Below are 15,747 nucleotides of genomic sequence, written 5' to 3' on the forward strand. Positions count from 1 at the left end.
ATAACACAGGCTAACGTCATCCGGAATGCCGCCGTTAGCGCGGCACCCGTGATGTCGCCTTTAATCAGTTATAAATACTTTCTTTTGAGTGGAAGCCATCGGCCACAACGGTCGCGTCGATATTGGATTTATCAACTTGAACCGGCGTCAGCAGGAATGACGGAACCTCTTTCTTACCGTTATTCAGGGTTGCATTGGACGCCGGAGTTTCACCTTTACCCAGCGTAACGGCTATTTCAGCGGCATCATTCGCTAACTTGCTGATAGGCTTATATACCGTCATGGTTTGGGTGCCGGCAACGATACGTTTAATACCGGCAAGGTCTGCATCCTGACCGGAAATCGCCACTTTGCCTGCTAATCCCTGAGCCACTAATGCCTGAACGGCACCGCCGGCAGTCGCATCGTTTGAAGCCACCACGGCATCAATTTTATTGTTGTTAGCCGTCAGCGCATTTTCCATAATCTTCAGCGCATTCTCCGGTAACCAGGCATCAACCCATTGGTCACCGACAATCTTAATTTTTCCTTCTTTGATCAGCGGATTAAGTACGTTCATTTGCCCCTGACGGAACAATTTAGCGTTGTTATCTACCGGCGATCCGCCCATCAGAAAATAATTACCTTCCGGTACCCTTTCGATCAGGCTTTGAGCCTGTAACTCACCCACTTTTTCATTGTTGAAGGAGATATAAAAATCAATGTCTGCATCGTTAATCATGCGGTCATAGGCCAGCACCTTGATGCCCTCGCGTTTGGCTTCGGCGATCACGTTACTCAGAACCTGCCCGTTATAGGGAATGATAACCAACACATCAACACCGCGGTTGATCATATTCTCAATTTGAGACATTTGGGTCTCTTCGTTGCCGTTAGCCGACTGGACAAATACTTTGGCCCCGAGTGATTCAGCCTTGCTCACAAAGATATCGCGGTCTTTCTGCCAGCGCTCTAGCCGCAGGTCGTCAATCGCCATGCCTATCTTTATTTCTTTGGCATTGACCATATGTCCTGATAGCGCCAGTGATGCACAAACGGCAAGTAAGATATGCTTTAAATTCATTTGATAACATCCTATTTTGGTTTAGCTATTTCAGTTAAGAGGGTGTTTTTATTTCCGTTCTACTCATTACAGATAAATATTAACCGTCTACAGTGTTATCAGATATAACTCAAGGATCAATTACAGATTCTTACCCTGTTATTACGTTTTTTAGTTTCTTTTCATTTTTTTGAGAGAGGTCATACTTTACGAAAATAAAATCAAGATAAACACATTCATTCAATAACGCTTACAACACTAGGGTGAATAAATATTGGCGCTAATTTACCTCCCTATATTAATGTGACTCTAATCACACTAGTTAAATTTCATAATTCATATCTCAAATCTAGGAATAACCATTATAGATTTAAGGTTCTATTATCATCCTACCCTGTCCATAAATATAAATAGAAACGCGGAATATAAAATGGATAATCAGCATGATGACTTTGATAAAACCAGCGTTCGTGCCGGTACTCATAGCGCTAAGTGGAATAGCCGAATAACTGAATCTGGCATCATTCCGCTATCCGTTGCTGATATGGATATCCCTGCTCCGCCCCAAGTTATCAAGAAACTGGCCGAACTAAATCAAAAAGATATTTACGGTTATACCAGCCCGAGTACAAATTGGAATAAAATCGTAACTAATTGGATAAAAAGGCAGTATCAGTGGAAAATCAAATCTGATTGGGTTATCTTTTTCTCGCGGGTTATTCAGGCTGTTTCCCTGCCTATTCAAAAAGCCACTCAATATCAGGACAAAACTGTCGTTTCCCCGCTCTTTTACCGCCCTGTTAGCAATATCGTTTCAGCTAACGACAGGCAGGGTTCTGAGAGCCAATTACGCTGTCAAAATAGCCGCCATTCTATTGGTTTTGACGATCCTGATAGTCAATCAAAAAATGCCAGTGAATTTATTTCACTCCCCTCTGGTAATTTAATCGGAATAACATCGACCAATAGTGGATTAACTGAATTATTTAATCAAAAAATTGGTCACAACGCATTTATCATTGCAGATGGCGTACATACCGGCTTTATCATCAATAAAAACAAAAATACGTCAATAAATATAATTGATAATGATGTGAAGAATAAATTGCCTATCCGTAAATTGCCCACTAAACCGTTTAATTTAGCTGGACTAGAAATGGCTAATACCATTATTGGCCATGCCAACAGCGGCAATAAATTTAAAAAGCCTATTAATTTCTCCGGTATTCATCATCCGGACCATTTTTCTATGTCCACCTTAAATGTTGCTTATAACGGAATTCAACTCCCTGAAAACCTTTACCCAAAATATTTCGAATTGCATTACGGCGGCAAGAGAACGAGTCCCGATGAGCTTACTCAAGTAAGTGATTCGGGCAAGTGAGCACAGCCAACAAAAATGCAGCTTGAAGGATGACGGGTATAAATCAAATAGCGTAAAGGAAATCATCATGACTCAGTATTTCGATAAACTCGACCGCGTGCGCTACGAAGGCACAGACAGCAATAATCCTCTGGCTTTTCGTCATTACAACCCGGACGAGCTTATTTTAGGGAAGCGGATGGAGGATCATTTACGCTTTGCCGCCTGTTACTGGCATACCTTCTGCTGGAACGGTGCCGATATGTTTGGCATAGGTTCATTCCAGCGCCCGTGGCAGGAAGCCGGTGATGCACTGACCCGCGCCAAAGCCAAAGCGGACGTGGCATTTGAGTTTTATCATAAGCTCAACGTTCCTTTTTACTGCTTCCACGACATCGACGTTTCACCTGAAGGCGCATCAATTAAAGAGTATCTGAACAACTTAGCGGTAATGACCGATGTGCTGGCTGAAAAGCAAAAATCGTCTGGCGTTAAGCTACTGTGGGGCACGGCTAACTGCTTTACTCACCCGCGCTATGGCGCAGGTGCGGCAACGAACCCGGATCCGGAAATTTTTGCCTATGCGGCAACACAGGTCTTCAGTGCTATGAAAGCGACACAAACCCTGGGCGGTGAGAACTACGTTTTATGGGGCGGGCGCGAAGGCTATGAAACCCTGCTCAATACCGATCTGCGTCAGGAACGCGAGCAACTAGGCCGCTTTATGCAGATGGTAGTAGAACATAAACACAAAATTGGCTTTAAAGGCACGCTGCTGATTGAGCCAAAACCGCAGGAGCCCACCAAGCATCAATATGATTATGATGTAGCAACCGTTTATGGCTTCCTTAAGCAGTTCGGTCTGGAAAAAGAGGTGAAGGTTAATATCGAAGCCAACCACGCCACTCTGGCCGGTCATAGCTTCCATCACGAAATTGCATCGGCCATTGCGCTGGGTATTTTAGGCTCTGTGGATGCCAACCGGGGTGACCCGCAACTGGGTTGGGATACCGACCAGTTCCCGATTAGCGTAGAAGAAAACGCACTGGTGATGTACGAAATTCTCAAAGCCGGGGGATTCACCACCGGAGGACTGAACTTTGATGCTAAGGTTCGTCGCCAAAGCACCGATAAATACGATCTGTTCTACGGCCATATCGGCGCAATGGATACTATGGCGCTGTCGTTGAAAGTGGCGGCCAAAATGATTGAAGACGGCCAGCTAAACCAAAAAGTTGCAGAGCGCTACGCGGGCTGGAACGGTAAACTGGGCCAGCAAATTTTGCAGGGCGAAAGCTCACTGGAATCACTGGCTAAATATGTTGAAAGTCATGACATTAAGCCACAGCATCAGAGCGGACGTCAGGAGCTGTTAGAGAATCTGGTTAATCGCTATTTATTTGGTTAATGGCAATTTGGTAAAAGCCAATTCGATATATCCAAAATAATTCGAGTTGCACTGCGGCGGCAAGAGAGTCGGCCCCGGTGAGCTTACTCAAGTCAGTGGTTCGGGTAAACGAACGTCGCTAACCAAGATGCAACTTGAAGTATAACGGATATAAAAACCCAGCGGGCGAACTCGGTATCATATTGATCGGCAGCCGCCCGCTGTTTTATCCACAAAAGTCTCGCCATATCAACGATCGGCACTGGCCTGACAAGGAGGATTTCGTCCATGTATATCGGTATCGACCTCGGTACTTCCGGTGTAAAAGCCATCCTGCTCAGTGAACAGCAGCAGGTCATTGCTACCCATACTCAGCCGCTATCTATTTCTCGCCCTCATCCTCTCTGGTCAGAACAAAACCCACAGGAATGGTGGCAGGCAACGGATTCCGCCATGCAGTCGCTGGCAGCACAGCATAATTTGTCTCAGGTTAAAGCCATGGGGCTGACCGGGCAAATGCACGGTGCTACGCTGTTGGATAAACACCATCAGGTTTTACGCCCGGCTATTTTATGGAACGACGGACGAAGCGGCGCCCAGTGCTCAGAGCTGGAAAAACAGGTTCCTCAGTCGAGAAATATCACCGGTAACCTGATGATGCCGGGCTTTACCGCACCGAAACTGAAGTGGCTGGCTGAATATGAACCAGACACCTTCCGTGCTATCGACAAAGTATTACTCCCTAAAGACTACCTGCGCCTGCTGATTACCGGCGAACTTGCCAGCGATATGTCTGATGCTGCCGGAACAATGTGGATGGACGTGGCCCGCCGCGACTGGAGCGATGAAATGCTCGCCGCCTGTCAGCTAAGCCGGGACAATATGCCGGCCCTATTCGAAGGCTCGCAAATTACCGGCAACGTACGGGCAGACATCGCCCAGCGCTGGGGCATTGGCCAAATTCCGGTTGCTGCCGGCGGCGGTGATAATGCTGCCGGTGCAGTGGGGATTGGCTTATATCGCGCCGGCCAGGCAATGCTGTCACTGGGAACCTCCGGTGTCTATTTTGCCGTTAGCGACGGTTTTCTCAGTAATCCGGAGAGCGCGGTTCACAGCTTCTGCCATGCTTTACCCAACACTTGGCATTTGATGTCGGTGATGTTGAGCGCCGCATCCTGCCTCGACTGGGCCTGCAAGCTGACCAACGTCGCCAGCGTTCCGGCACTGCTAGCCGATATTGAACGCACACCGCCGTCAGACAGCCCGGTCTGGTTCCTGCCTTACCTTTCCGGAGAGCGGACGCCTCATAATAATCCTGACGCGAAAGGCGCATTCTGGGGATTCACTCATCAACATAATGCAACCGATCTGGCCAGAGCAGTACTGGAAGGCGTCAGCTTTGCGTTGGCTGACGGCATGGACGTTCTTCATGCTACGGGTTTACAGCCGGAACAAATTGCCCTGATCGGTGGCGGAGCCCGCAGCCCGTACTGGCGCCAAATGCTGGCTGATATTAGCGGACAAACTTTGGAATACCGCACCGGCGGCGACGTTGGCCCTGCATTAGGTGCTGCAAGGCTGGCTCAGATTGCCACTAATCCGACCGTCGATCTTGCCGATCTCTGTCCTGAGCTGTTGCTTGAGCAATTACACACTCCTGTTGCCGAGCGTCATCAGTATTACCAGCAGAGGCGAGAGATTTTTAAGCAGCTTTATCAACAATTACTCCCGCTGTGTTAAATCAGTATTCACCTACCGGCCATGCTCAAATGGCCGGTACTTCTGCAATCGGCTGATAAATAGATTTTTTCTCCTCTGATAATTTGAACTGATAACAATATTCCCCTTTTCATTGCATGTTTCTTTAAACCGATCGGGTCTATGCTTATAGCGTTATCCATCCATTTAAAGGAATTAGCTATGCGTATAATGACCGCTTTACCAATACTATTCAGTTTGTGTTTTGCCAGTGGTGTCATCGCCGCTGAAACCACCAAAGCCCCGTCAGAAGCTCAGACAGCGCAGCGAGATAAAATGGCCAGCTGTAATAAGCAGGCAACAGATAAATCATTGAAAGGTGATGAGCGTAAAACCTTTATGGCCGACTGCCTGAAAGCTAAACCGGCGGCAGAAGAAGCGAAGAAAATGACTCCGCAGCAGCAAAAAATGGGCACCTGTAATACCGAAGCCGCCGGCAAAGGTCTGAAAGGGGATGAGCGCAAAACCTTTATGAGCAACTGCCTGAAGGCTGAACCTGCTGCCACAGATAAGAAAGATCTGACCCCACAGCAAAAGAAAATGGCCGACTGCAGTACTGAAGCCGCCGGTAAAGAGCTAAAAGGCGAAGACCGCAAAACCTTTATGGCAACTTGTCTGAAAAAAGCCGCCTAATTCATAGTGCTTGTCAGTTAAGTATTTCTACATCATATAAACCGACTACAACATATAAGCTGACTGCATCATATAAACCGACTACATCATATAGACCTACGATATCGTCGTCCCCACACCCCGTCATCCCCACACTCCCGTCATCCCCGTGAAAACGGGGATCCGGCCCTTAGGCTAAATGTGGTTGATTCGCTAAAATCCAGACGATTAACAAAGCCCTTTCACACCGCTCCGTTAGTTTATTGTCTTTATTCTTCAATTAATTAATTCCTTTCTGGCTTCAGCCATAAAATTCCCGGTTGAAACCTGGCGTAGATAGGCGCATATTATTGTTATATTATAACATATCAATTAAGAAGGTATTTATGCAGGTTTTAAGCTCTTTACGCTCCGCTAAGCAGCGCCACCCCGACTGTAAAATTGTTCGCCGTAACGGCAAGATATATGTGATATGTAAGTCAAACCCGCGGTTTAAAGCGGTGCAGGGCGGTAAGAAGAAGAAGGGTTGATGGTATTAGTTTTTGGTACTTGGTACTTGCAGTAGGATCGTCATCCCGTTGAAAAACGGGATCCAGCAGTTGACCTGCTCTTAAAGGGCAAATCAACGACCAGTTCACGGTCAAATTCAAGGACTGTAGCCCGTTTTTCAACGGGATGACGACATTAGGGAACAAGGTCAGGGACAAGGGCTGAAATAAAGGTCAAGAACAACGGCAACGGCAAAATACCCCTCTCCCTGTAAGCACTCACTAACATGATTAACCTGCCACGATCTCCTCGGCAAAAAATTCGCTAACATGCCACTACGCATCAATATAGATAAAATCATTATTTATTAAATAGATAGGCACTTCATTCATTTTTATGTTAGTAACCACTAACATCAATATCCCTTTCTTGTGTTTTATTTCTTATCGTAAAAGCTAATTAAACACGATTCGTACTCAATCCGTTCACATAACGTCCTATTGTGTCAGAAAATAACCGCTCTACACTGTCAGAGAACATCGGTTCGCAAGAGGAAGCTGCAATGTTAGCTGGATTAAAACAACAAAAACGTAAAGTTAATCAGATTGATATTAGTTTTCGTACTACCGGTCAGGGACCTGCCCTGTTGATGCTGCACGGCCATCCGCAAAATCATATGATGTGGCATAAGGTGGTTCCCGCCCTGTCTCAACATTTCACCTTGGTCACGGCCGATCTGCGCGGCTATGGTGACAGCGACAAGCCCGTTTCTCCGCCATCTCAGAGCCTCTACTCTAAACGTATTATGGCGCAGGATATGCGTGAGCTGATGGCTTCGCTCGGGTTCAATAAGTTCGCGGTATTAGCCCATGACCGCGGTGCTCGGGTCGCCCATCGTTTGGGTTTAGATCACCCCGATGCGGTTCTCGGTATGATGCTATTAGATATCGCCCCGACGCTGGCAATGTACCGGCAGACCAACGAAGCCTTTGCCCGGGCATATTGGCACTGGTTTACCCTTATCCGCCCGACGCCTTTCCCTGAAACCCTAATCGAGAGCGATCCTGAACTCTATTTACGTAGCGTAATGGGTGCGCGCAGCGCAGGCATGAAACCCTTCACCCCTGAAGTACTGGCCGAATATCAGCGTTGCCTGAGCCTGCCGGGCACCGCCTATGGCATTTGTGAAGACTATCGGGCCAGCGCGGGTATCGACCTTGAACATGATGAAGAAGATATCAGACAGGGCAATCACCTGACCTGTCCGTTAATGGCCCTTTGGGGTAAAAACGGTGCCATTGAACAATGTTTTGAACCATTAAACGAGTGGAAAAAAGTCGCGGCTCAGGTCGAGGGTAAAGCCATGCCGTCGGGCCACTATATTGCTGAAGAAGTCCCTGAGCTGCTGATTGCCGAAGCGCTGAGCTTTTTCTCATCCATCAATGACCTATAAGAGACAACACCATGGCCTCAGCAAAAACGCTGTATCAGAAGTTTATCGATTCCCATACGGTACGCGAACTGGATAATCAGGGTAACGTGCTGCTCTATATTGACCGCTCAATTCTGAATGAATACACCAGCCCGCAGGCCTTTAGCGGCCTTAGAGACAATAAACGTAAAGCATGGCGCCCTGAAAGCACGCTGCTGAACGTTGATCACGTTAATCCGACCCGCCCGCTGCGCGATGCCAATATGACCGACCCCGGCGGGCAGCTACAGGTCGATTACTTCCGTGAAAACAGTCGTGACTTCGGTATCGAACTGTTTGACGTATTGGACGTGCGCCAGGGCATTGAGCACGTCGTTGCGCCGGAGCAGGGATTTGTTCTGCCCGGCATGGTGATTGCCGCCGGTGACAGCCATACCACCACTTACGGCGCGCTGGGTGCATTCGGGTTCGGAATCGGTACGTCAGAAATTGAACATTATCTGGCAACCCAAACGTTGGTTTATAAACGACTTAAAACTATGCGGGTCACGGTCACCGGCCGCTTAGGCATCGCAGTGACGGCCAAAGACATTATTATGGCGCTGATTCAAAAAATTGGCGCATCGGGCGCGACCGGATTTGCCATTGAATTCGCCGGGCCGGCTATCGATGAGCTGAGCGTTGAAGGACGAATGACCATCTGCAATATGGCGGTTGAAGCCGGAGCTCGCGGCGCCTTTATGGCCCCGGATGAAAAAGTTTATCAATATCTGCAGAACAAACCGCGCGCGCCAAAAGGCGAGCTATGGCAGCAGGCGGTGCAGTCATGGCGCCAGCTACGTTCCGACCCCGGTGCCGTATTCGATCTTGAAGTCGCCCTGGACTGCAATATGCTGGAACCTATGGTGACATGGGGGATCAGTCCCGATCAGGCCGATAATATCAATGGAAGCCTGCCCGATCCGTCTGATGAAAAAGATCCACACAAGCGTTTGGCACAGGAAAAAGCCCTTGCCTATATGGAACTTGCGCCCAAAACCCGCCTGACGGATATCCGCATTTCCCATGCCTTTATTGGCTCATGCACCAACGGTCGGATTGAAGATCTGCGCTTAGCGGCAGAGGTACTCAAAGGCCGTAAAGTCGCTGCCCACGTCAGAGCCATGATTATTCCCGGCTCAACCTTAGTCAGACAGCAGGCTGAGCGGGAAGGTTTGGCAAAAATATTCACCGATGCCGGATTTGAGTGGCGTCAGTCAGGGTGTTCGATGTGTCTGGCGATGAACGAAGACGTACTCCAACCGGGCGACCGCTGTGCCTCCAGCACCAACCGCAACTTTGCCGGACGCCAAGGTGCCGGTTCTAAAACCCATCTGATGAGCCCGTCAATGGTGGCAGCCGCCGCAATCGCCGGCCATTTAGCCGACGTTCGCTTAATTAACGGTGGAGCAAAATAATGCACACATTTACCCGAGTACAAGCAAAGGCGGCACCAATGCTGGACGCCAATATCGATACAGACGTTATTATGCCAAAGCAGTTTCTGAAAGGCATTGACCGGCAAAACCTCGATCGCGGCCTGTTCTTCGATCAACGCACCCTGGCCGACGGCAGCCTTAACCCTGACTTTATTCTTAACCGCCCAGACTGGCAGGGCAGCCAATTCTTAGTGGTTGGTCCCAACTTCGGCTGCGGCTCAAGCCGTGAGCATGCGGTATGGGGTATGCAACAATCGGGCATCCGCGCGCTGATTGGCACTTCATTTGCCGGTATCTTTGGTGATAACTGCCAGCGCAACGGCGTATTGCTAATCCGATTATCTGAAGAACAGCTGGCCGAAATCGGCCGGGCGGCAAGCCAGCCACAAACCAATACGCTCACCATCGACCTACCGGAACAAAAAATCATCCTCAGCGAGGGTAAAACCATCGCCTTCCAGATCGATGACCGCAATAAAGAAGCCCTAATAAAAGGCCTCGACGCCATCGGCGTTACGATGGAATACAAACAGGATATAACAGAGTTCGAGAAAAATTACTTAGCGCAGAATCCGTGGCTGGTAGTGAATCAATAGCCTCCTTGGTCTTGTCCTTTTCAGTTGATCTTCTAATCGAGCGTACGAATATTGCCGAAAGAAGCACAAAAGTAGCACGGCCCGCATGGATGCGGGTCGAGGTACGGCTTCGTCGGAAAAAATTGTAGGAACAATTTTGAACAGCACTTCTGTGCTGGCCCTGAAAGGGCGAGTCTCATGGATGAGGCGAGTAAACCAATCCGTACCGGTGCGTTAAGCCTTTTTGCTGACTGAGGTTGCCGCTGCAAAGCAGCGGTCAATATTCGGGGCGGGGCCGCGGGGTGCGGGGTGCGGGGTGCGGGGTGCGGGGACTTAGTCTTACACTTCACCACTGACGGACGAAACCTATAGGCAAATCTATGCAGACAGACCGGCATCACCTTTATTTTTTGAAATATTCCTCTAAAAACTCCACACACACCTTCAACTTGGCCGAATTCGATAACCGCACCGGATACACCGCCCAAACATCCGCATCCTGCGCATAATCAGGTAATACCCTCACCAGCCTTCCCTCATCAATATGAGGCTTAGCATCCCAGTCAGAACGCAGAAATATACCGTGACCATCCAACCCCCATTTCATCACAATGGCACCGCTGTTAGATGAAAGCCGCCCGTCAACCCGCACGACCTGCTCTTTGTCACCTTTGGCGCTGAGCCGCCAGCTTCCAAACGGCGTATCCCGCTCTTTGATCACCAGACAATCGTGGTGAACTAAGTCATCCAGATTCTGCGGCATTCCCTTTTCGGCTAAATAGGCCGGTGAAGCACAGAGTATTCGGTTGTTATCCAGCAGCTTTTTAGCCCGATAGTGATTGGGTAAATCACTGCCGACCCGAATTTCCAGATCGTAACCTTCAGCCACCAGATCGACGACGTTGTCAGAGGTTACCAGCTGAATCGCTAACTGTGGGTAGCGTTTTGCCAACAGTGAAATCGCCGGAGCCACATAATGGCGACCAAAACCGAAAGAGCAGACAATTCGCAACGTTCCCTGAGGTGCACGACGGCTAGCAGACACGTCACTCAAGAAATCATCAACGTCATCTAAGATTCGGTCAGCCCAGCGTCGGGCCTTCTCGCCGTCTTCGGTCAGCACGATACTGCGCGTACTACGGTGAAACAGACGAACGTCTAACACCGCTTCCAGAATATTAATCCGCTTACTGATATAGGCCGGAGAAACGCCGAGTTCTACCGCTGCTTTAGCAAAACTGTGCTTTCTTACCACGGTAAGAAATACGCGTAAGTCTTCATTCAGAGGAAGCTGAGAGCGATTAATCCCCATATGGCGATGCCTTGCGTTCAGATAATTGTTTTAGCTTAACGATTTTCATTCCATACTCCGGTTTATTATCGGTTATGATTTCAGAATAAAGAAAACGGAAACACTATATAATCCAGAAACAGCCTGATATTTGACTTTATTTCCACCCTTCAACAGTCGGGTTATAGTCGGGTCAGATAAAGCATGATAAATTACCATACAAGTTGTCCTTCAATACAGCCACTCCCCATAATGACCTAATAGAGCATATTCTTTCCTAGCCTAGATGAATCGATTCATCTACCTCGTTACGCGTCTATAATCTATACAGAACGACACATCATTTACTACAAGGACATTTTGTCATGACAGTTTATTGGATTGCTCAGTCTCTTGGTGGCTTAGCATTTCTGGTCGGTATTACTATGTTTTTTAACCGCAACGAACGTGGTTTTAAATACCAGCTTTCAGGCTATTCGACCATTATGAGCATCCATTTTTTTATGATGGGCGCCAACGCCGCCGGCATGAGCGTATTACTCAGCGCAATCCGCACCGTCACATCAATTTGGTGGCGCAGTATTTGGGTCATGATGGTGTTTATCACCCTGACGCTGATCTTAGCCACGATTAACATCAAACATCCGATTGAAATTCTACCGATCGCCGGCACTATCGCCAGTACCTGGGCAATGTTTCGTACCCACGGTTTAAAAATGCGCAGCATCATGTGGTGTTCTACTGCCTGCTGGGTTACCCACAATATCTGGATTGGCTCCATCGGCGGTTCACTGATCGAGTCCAGCTTTTTAGTCATGAACGGCTTTAATATCATACGCTTCTATCGCATGCAAAAACGCGGCATTGATCCATTTGCGGTAGAAAGCCGGATAGTTAAAGCCAAAGAGGCTGAGGGGAAAGAAAGCGCTACGGCAGAGATAAAAGAAAATTCACAGGGTCAAAAATAGATAAATCCAGAGTCGCTGTCACATGTCCGGCAAGAATACCGGACATGACTGAAAATTCAGACTAATTGTGCTTCCTCAGTCCATAAATAGCCCGCTGTCTCGTAATACATGGTCATTGCCGCGCCGCCGGGTAAATCCGCTGCGGTCAAAAAACTCCAGTACCTGAATAGCCAGCTTACGCCCTACGCCGAGGCGATCGCGGAAGTCTGCGGCGCTGGTACTCCCCTGAGTTGCATGCATGGTGCGGATTAAGTCGGCAAATTGACGAATCCGACTGCTCAGATAGTAGCGATCCCGAACGACGGCGGTCACGTGCCCTAGCTGAGCCCCTTTGCGCAATACCGCCCTAACCTGTTGCTCATCCAGCCCCAGTTCAGTGGCCAGATCGCGAACCCAATAGGGGTCATCACCAAACTGCGCTTGCAGACGATCCCATACGGCCTGTTCGTCAGCGCTAAACGCCAGGCTGAACTCAGGCAGATGCAACCAGCCCCGACTGTTATTAATCAGCGAGTCACTGAGTAAACTATCAATCAGCGCAAAAACCAGCCCTTCCGGTTCAGAAGGCAATGCCATGCGCCGCAATCGGGCACGCCCTAAGCCAAGCTGGTCCAGATGCTGTTGATGGAATGTTCTTAGGGTGGCAATCAGATGTTGCCTAAACGCCTCAACGTTGCCCGGAGCCAGAGCCGTATCACCGACCACTTTAGCCTGCGCTCCGGCCAATAGATCGTTCAAACCGCTGTCGGTAAGCTGGCGCGCCCAGCCAAACTCGCTAAGAGACAGGCAGCCTTCGGCCAGACGTAAATCCAGCACCTGAGAATCCAGCGTTGCTTCACTTAATTGATGCAGCTTGCCCAAATATTCAGGCTGACGCTTGCCCCGGCGCGGAGGCTGAAGAGACAGAACCCGGGCTCCGCCTAAGGTTTCACGCGCATTGATATCGCGGACAATAATTCGATCGTTTTCAACTAACAGCAGAGGCTCATCAAGCACCAGTTCGACCAGCACATCACTACCGGCGCTGATAGCCCCTTCCTGTAACTGAGAAACACGGCCGGTGATATGATTGACTGAGTGATGAAGGTGCACCGACTGCCAGTGGCGTAAGGGTTTATCACAATGAAGCAGTGCCAGCACGCGATCGCTGCTTTCCGGCGGACGTTGCTCAAGCAGCCAATCGCCGCGATTCACTTCTTGTTTACTGATATCACCGGCAATATTCAACGCAATACGATCGCCGGCTCCCGCCTGTTCCGACGGCTGGTTCTGGGCGTGAATTCCCCTGACCCGTACCGGTCGGTTTGCGCCGGTCATCCACAGGGAATCTCCGACGCTGACCTTTCCGCTAAAGGCGGTACCGGTTACCACTAACCCACTGCCTTTGATGGTAAAAACCCGGTCGACCGCTAAGCGGAAACGGCTGCCGGTCGCCTGAATATCTTCAACTCGCTGTTGATAGAGAGCAATAAGATGGTCACGCAGCTCGTCAATACCGGTTCCTGCCGGAGCTGCGGTCACGAAGATCGGGCAATGGTGCCAGTTCTGAGCGGCCAGCTCATCGTTAATCTGTTGCCTGACCTGATCAACTCTTTCTGCCGTAACGCGGTCGGCTTTTGTCAGGGCAACGGTAATAGCCGGAATGCCAACCAGACGAAGAATAGCCAGATGCTCACGGGTCTGAGCCATAATGCCGTCATCGCAGGCAACCACTAATAAAGCATGTTGAACGCCGTCGACACCGGCCAGCATATTGGCTAAGAATTTTTCATGGCCGGGAACGTCGATAAAGCCTAAGACCTGACCGTCGGCCAATGGAAGATAGGCGTAGCCCAAATCGATAGTCATTCCCCGGCGTTTCTCTTCCGGTAGTCGATCTGTTTCTCCGCTGCCGGTAAGCGCCTGTAGCAAGGTAGATTTACCGTGGTCAACGTGTCCGGCGGTAGCAATAATCATGCGAGTAACATCTCCAGCAGCGAGCGTTCATCCTGAAGGCAGCGTAAATCCAGCCACAGTTTACCTTCCTGTAAGCGGCCAATCACCGGCACCGGCAATCCACGCCACCGTTCGGCCAGCGCTTCCAGCGTCCGACCGCGCCCGTCTTTAGGCGAGAAAGTTAAGGCGTAGCTCGGCAGACGGTCGACCGGCAAAGAACCACTGCCAATTTGTGACAGGCAAGGTTCCGCAGAAACATTGAATTCTTCGCCATATCTTTGCTGCAGCGGAGACAGCATGTCTGCCGCCATCCGTTTCATTTCTGATGTATCTCGGCTGAGCAAGCGCAGGGTCGGCAGGGCTGACTGTAATCGTTCTGGTTGCTGATAGAGCCTGAGCGTTGCCTCTAAAGCCGCCAACGTAATTTTGCCCGCGCGTAATGCCCGTTTCAGCGGATGGCGCTGTATTTTTTCAATCCAATGCTTAGCACCGACAATAATTCCCGCCTGAGGGCCACCGAGCAGTTTGTCACCGGAGAAGGTGACTAAATCTACGCCTGCAGCAATCAAGTTCTGAGGCATCGGTTCGGCCGGTAATCCGTACTGTTGTAAATCAATCAGCGAGCCACTGCCAAGATCGGTGGCAACCGGAAGATTGAGCTCACGACCTAACGCCACCAGCTCTTTTTCATCAACCGCCGCAGTAAACCCCTCAATGCTGTAGTTGCTGGTATGAACCTTCATTAACAGACCGGTATTGTCATTGGCAGCGTCGCGATAATCACGTAAATGAGTGCGATTGGTGGTGCCGACTTCAACCAGTTTGCAACCGGCCTGGCGCATAACGTCCGGCACGCGGAATGCACCACCAATCTCAACCAGTTCTCCACGCGAGACCACCACTTCTTTATCCGGCGCAACGGCGGCTAACATAAGCAGTACGGCCGCCGCATTATTATTAACGATGCAGGCGGCTTGCGCGCCGGTCAGCTCACACAACAGTTCAGAAATGACGTTATCCCGATGACCGCGCCCTGCGCCGTCCAGATCGTATTCCAACGTCACCGCGTTGCGCATAGCACTGGCAACGGCATCGATGGCCTCTTCGGCCAGCAATGCACGACCTAGATTAGTATGTAACACCGTACCGCTAAGATTAAACACCGGTTGCAGGCCGGCACGCTGTTTGATCATCAGATAACGACTAACTTCACTGGCCCAGTCGTGGCACCATTCCGGCAGGCTGGCACTGTGAGTAATTTGCTGTCGGGCCTGCTGTTGTAAATAACGCAGTGACTCAACCACTAAATGCTGACCGTACTCTACAACCAGCGCTGACATCGCAGGTTCATTAAGCAGGCGATCCACTGAGGGTATCTGGCTATAAAGAGATTGAGCTTGGTTATTCATTATCGGAG

The 15,747-nt window shown here is 49.6% G+C and carries 13 protein-coding genes and 1 pseudogene; 10 read left to right on the forward strand and 4 right to left on the reverse strand.

The genetic code is table 11. The features are described from left to right. Nucleotides 1-64 precede the first annotated feature (64 nt). Nucleotides 65-1,063 (reverse strand): D-xylose ABC transporter substrate-binding protein, encoded by a 999-nt coding sequence (gene xylF, locus YWE_RS0104105; protein ID WP_029093372.1) that lies wholly within the window; start codon nucleotides 1,061-1,063, stop codon nucleotides 65-67. A gap of 409 nt (nucleotides 1,064-1,472) precedes the next feature. Here xylF and YWE_RS30325 point away from each other — a divergent pair, with 409 nt between their 5' ends. The 9 genes and pseudogenes from YWE_RS30325 (at nucleotide 1,473) to leuD (ending at nucleotide 10,157) form a co-directional block, all read left to right on the forward strand. Continuing rightward, nucleotides 1,473-2,426, forward strand: a complete 954-nt coding sequence (locus YWE_RS30325; protein WP_051323182.1) for a beta C-S lyase family protein — start codon at nucleotides 1,473-1,475, stop codon at nucleotides 2,424-2,426. A gap of 67 nt (nucleotides 2,427-2,493) precedes the next feature. Continuing rightward, nucleotides 2,494-3,813: a xylose isomerase gene (gene xylA, locus YWE_RS0104115; protein ID WP_029093373.1), complete on the forward strand. Its 1,320-nt coding sequence runs from the start codon at nucleotides 2,494-2,496 to the stop codon at nucleotides 3,811-3,813. A gap of 267 nt (nucleotides 3,814-4,080) precedes the next feature. Continuing rightward, a complete protein-coding gene (gene xylB / locus YWE_RS0104125; protein ID WP_029093374.1) occupies nucleotides 4,081-5,532 on the forward strand; it encodes a xylulokinase in 1,452 nt (483 codons plus the stop codon). Between the two features lie 180 nt (nucleotides 5,533-5,712). Further along, nucleotides 5,713-6,039 (forward strand): annotated as a pseudogene (locus YWE_RS26580) (PsiF family protein); the annotation flags it as partial. Continuing rightward, complete coding sequence (locus YWE_RS31640) at nucleotides 6,022-6,183, forward strand: PsiF family protein (RefSeq protein ID WP_134530951.1); 162 nt, start codon at nucleotides 6,022-6,024, stop codon at nucleotides 6,181-6,183. The pseudogene YWE_RS26580 and the gene YWE_RS31640, both read left to right, overlap by 18 nt. A gap of 365 nt (nucleotides 6,184-6,548) precedes the next feature. Then, nucleotides 6,549-6,692, forward strand: a complete 144-nt coding sequence (ykgO, locus tag YWE_RS29465) for a type B 50S ribosomal protein L36 (protein ID WP_071605822.1) — start codon at nucleotides 6,549-6,551, stop codon at nucleotides 6,690-6,692. Between the two features lie 521 nt (nucleotides 6,693-7,213). Further along, on the forward strand, nucleotides 7,214-8,104 hold the full coding sequence (locus YWE_RS0104140) for an alpha/beta fold hydrolase (RefSeq protein ID WP_029093376.1): 891 nt from the start codon (nucleotides 7,214-7,216) through the stop codon (nucleotides 8,102-8,104). 11 nt (nucleotides 8,105-8,115) lie between these two features. Beyond that, complete coding sequence (gene leuC / locus YWE_RS0104145; RefSeq protein ID WP_029093377.1) at nucleotides 8,116-9,540, forward strand: 3-isopropylmalate dehydratase large subunit; 1,425 nt, start codon at nucleotides 8,116-8,118, stop codon at nucleotides 9,538-9,540. Next, nucleotides 9,540-10,157: a 3-isopropylmalate dehydratase small subunit gene (leuD, locus tag YWE_RS0104150; protein WP_029093378.1), complete on the forward strand. Its 618-nt coding sequence runs from the start codon at nucleotides 9,540-9,542 to the stop codon at nucleotides 10,155-10,157. The genes leuC and leuD overlap by 1 nt, the downstream gene beginning before the upstream one ends. A gap of 382 nt (nucleotides 10,158-10,539) precedes the next feature. Here the strand turns inward: leuD and YWE_RS0104155 are convergent, their stop codons facing one another. Further along, entirely contained in the window at nucleotides 10,540-11,448 is a 909-nt protein-coding gene (locus YWE_RS0104155; protein WP_029093379.1) for a LysR substrate-binding domain-containing protein, read from the reverse strand. 344 nt (nucleotides 11,449-11,792) lie between these two features. Here YWE_RS0104155 and YWE_RS26585 point away from each other — a divergent pair, with 344 nt between their 5' ends. Beyond that, nucleotides 11,793-12,395 carry a YgjV family protein gene (locus YWE_RS26585; RefSeq protein ID WP_051323183.1) on the forward strand — a complete coding sequence of 201 codons (603 nt, stop codon included), beginning with the start codon at nucleotides 11,793-11,795 and terminating at the stop codon, nucleotides 12,393-12,395. Nucleotides 12,396-12,470: 75 nt separating this feature from the next. Here YWE_RS26585 and selB read toward each other — a convergent pair whose 3' ends face one another. Then, nucleotides 12,471-14,351, reverse strand: a complete 1,881-nt coding sequence (gene selB / locus YWE_RS0104165) for a selenocysteine-specific translation elongation factor (protein WP_029093380.1) — start codon at nucleotides 14,349-14,351, stop codon at nucleotides 12,471-12,473. Beyond that, nucleotides 14,348-15,739, reverse strand: a complete 1,392-nt coding sequence (gene selA / locus YWE_RS0104170) for an L-seryl-tRNA(Sec) selenium transferase (RefSeq protein WP_029093381.1) — start codon at nucleotides 15,737-15,739, stop codon at nucleotides 14,348-14,350. Before selA ends, selB begins: the two co-directional genes overlap by 4 nt. Nucleotides 15,740-15,747 lie beyond the last annotated feature (8 nt).

The organism is Budvicia aquatica DSM 5075 = ATCC 35567 (genome assembly GCF_000427805.1).
Lineage (GTDB): Bacteria > Pseudomonadota > Gammaproteobacteria > Enterobacterales > Enterobacteriaceae > Budvicia > Budvicia aquatica.

What these genes read in the sequence shown, in the direction of transcription:
- xylF (WP_029093372.1), bottom strand. Translation starts at nt 1,063, where the DNA reads ATGAATTTAAAGCATATCTTACTTGCCGTTTGTGCATCACTGGCGCTA.
- YWE_RS30325 (WP_051323182.1), top strand. Translation starts at nt 1,473, where the DNA reads ATGGATAATCAGCATGATGACTTTGATAAAACCAGCGTTCGTGCCGGT.
- xylA (WP_029093373.1), top strand. Translation starts at nt 2,494, where the DNA reads ATGACTCAGTATTTCGATAAACTCGACCGCGTGCGCTACGAAGGCACA.
- xylB (WP_029093374.1), top strand. Translation starts at nt 4,081, where the DNA reads ATGTATATCGGTATCGACCTCGGTACTTCCGGTGTAAAAGCCATCCTG.
- YWE_RS31640 (WP_134530951.1), top strand. Translation starts at nt 6,022, where the DNA reads ATGAGCAACTGCCTGAAGGCTGAACCTGCTGCCACAGATAAGAAAGAT.
- ykgO (WP_071605822.1), top strand. Translation starts at nt 6,549, where the DNA reads ATGCAGGTTTTAAGCTCTTTACGCTCCGCTAAGCAGCGCCACCCCGAC.
- YWE_RS0104140 (WP_029093376.1), top strand. Translation starts at nt 7,214, where the DNA reads ATGTTAGCTGGATTAAAACAACAAAAACGTAAAGTTAATCAGATTGAT.
- leuC (WP_029093377.1), top strand. Translation starts at nt 8,116, where the DNA reads ATGGCCTCAGCAAAAACGCTGTATCAGAAGTTTATCGATTCCCATACG.
- leuD (WP_029093378.1), top strand. Translation starts at nt 9,540, where the DNA reads ATGCACACATTTACCCGAGTACAAGCAAAGGCGGCACCAATGCTGGAC.
- YWE_RS0104155 (WP_029093379.1), bottom strand. Translation starts at nt 11,448, where the DNA reads ATGGGGATTAATCGCTCTCAGCTTCCTCTGAATGAAGACTTACGCGTA.
- YWE_RS26585 (WP_051323183.1), top strand. Translation starts at nt 11,793, where the DNA reads ATGACAGTTTATTGGATTGCTCAGTCTCTTGGTGGCTTAGCATTTCTG.
- selB (WP_029093380.1), bottom strand. Translation starts at nt 14,351, where the DNA reads ATGATTATTGCTACCGCCGGACACGTTGACCACGGTAAATCTACCTTG.
- selA (WP_029093381.1), bottom strand. Translation starts at nt 15,739, where the DNA reads ATGAATAACCAAGCTCAATCTCTTTATAGCCAGATACCCTCAGTGGAT.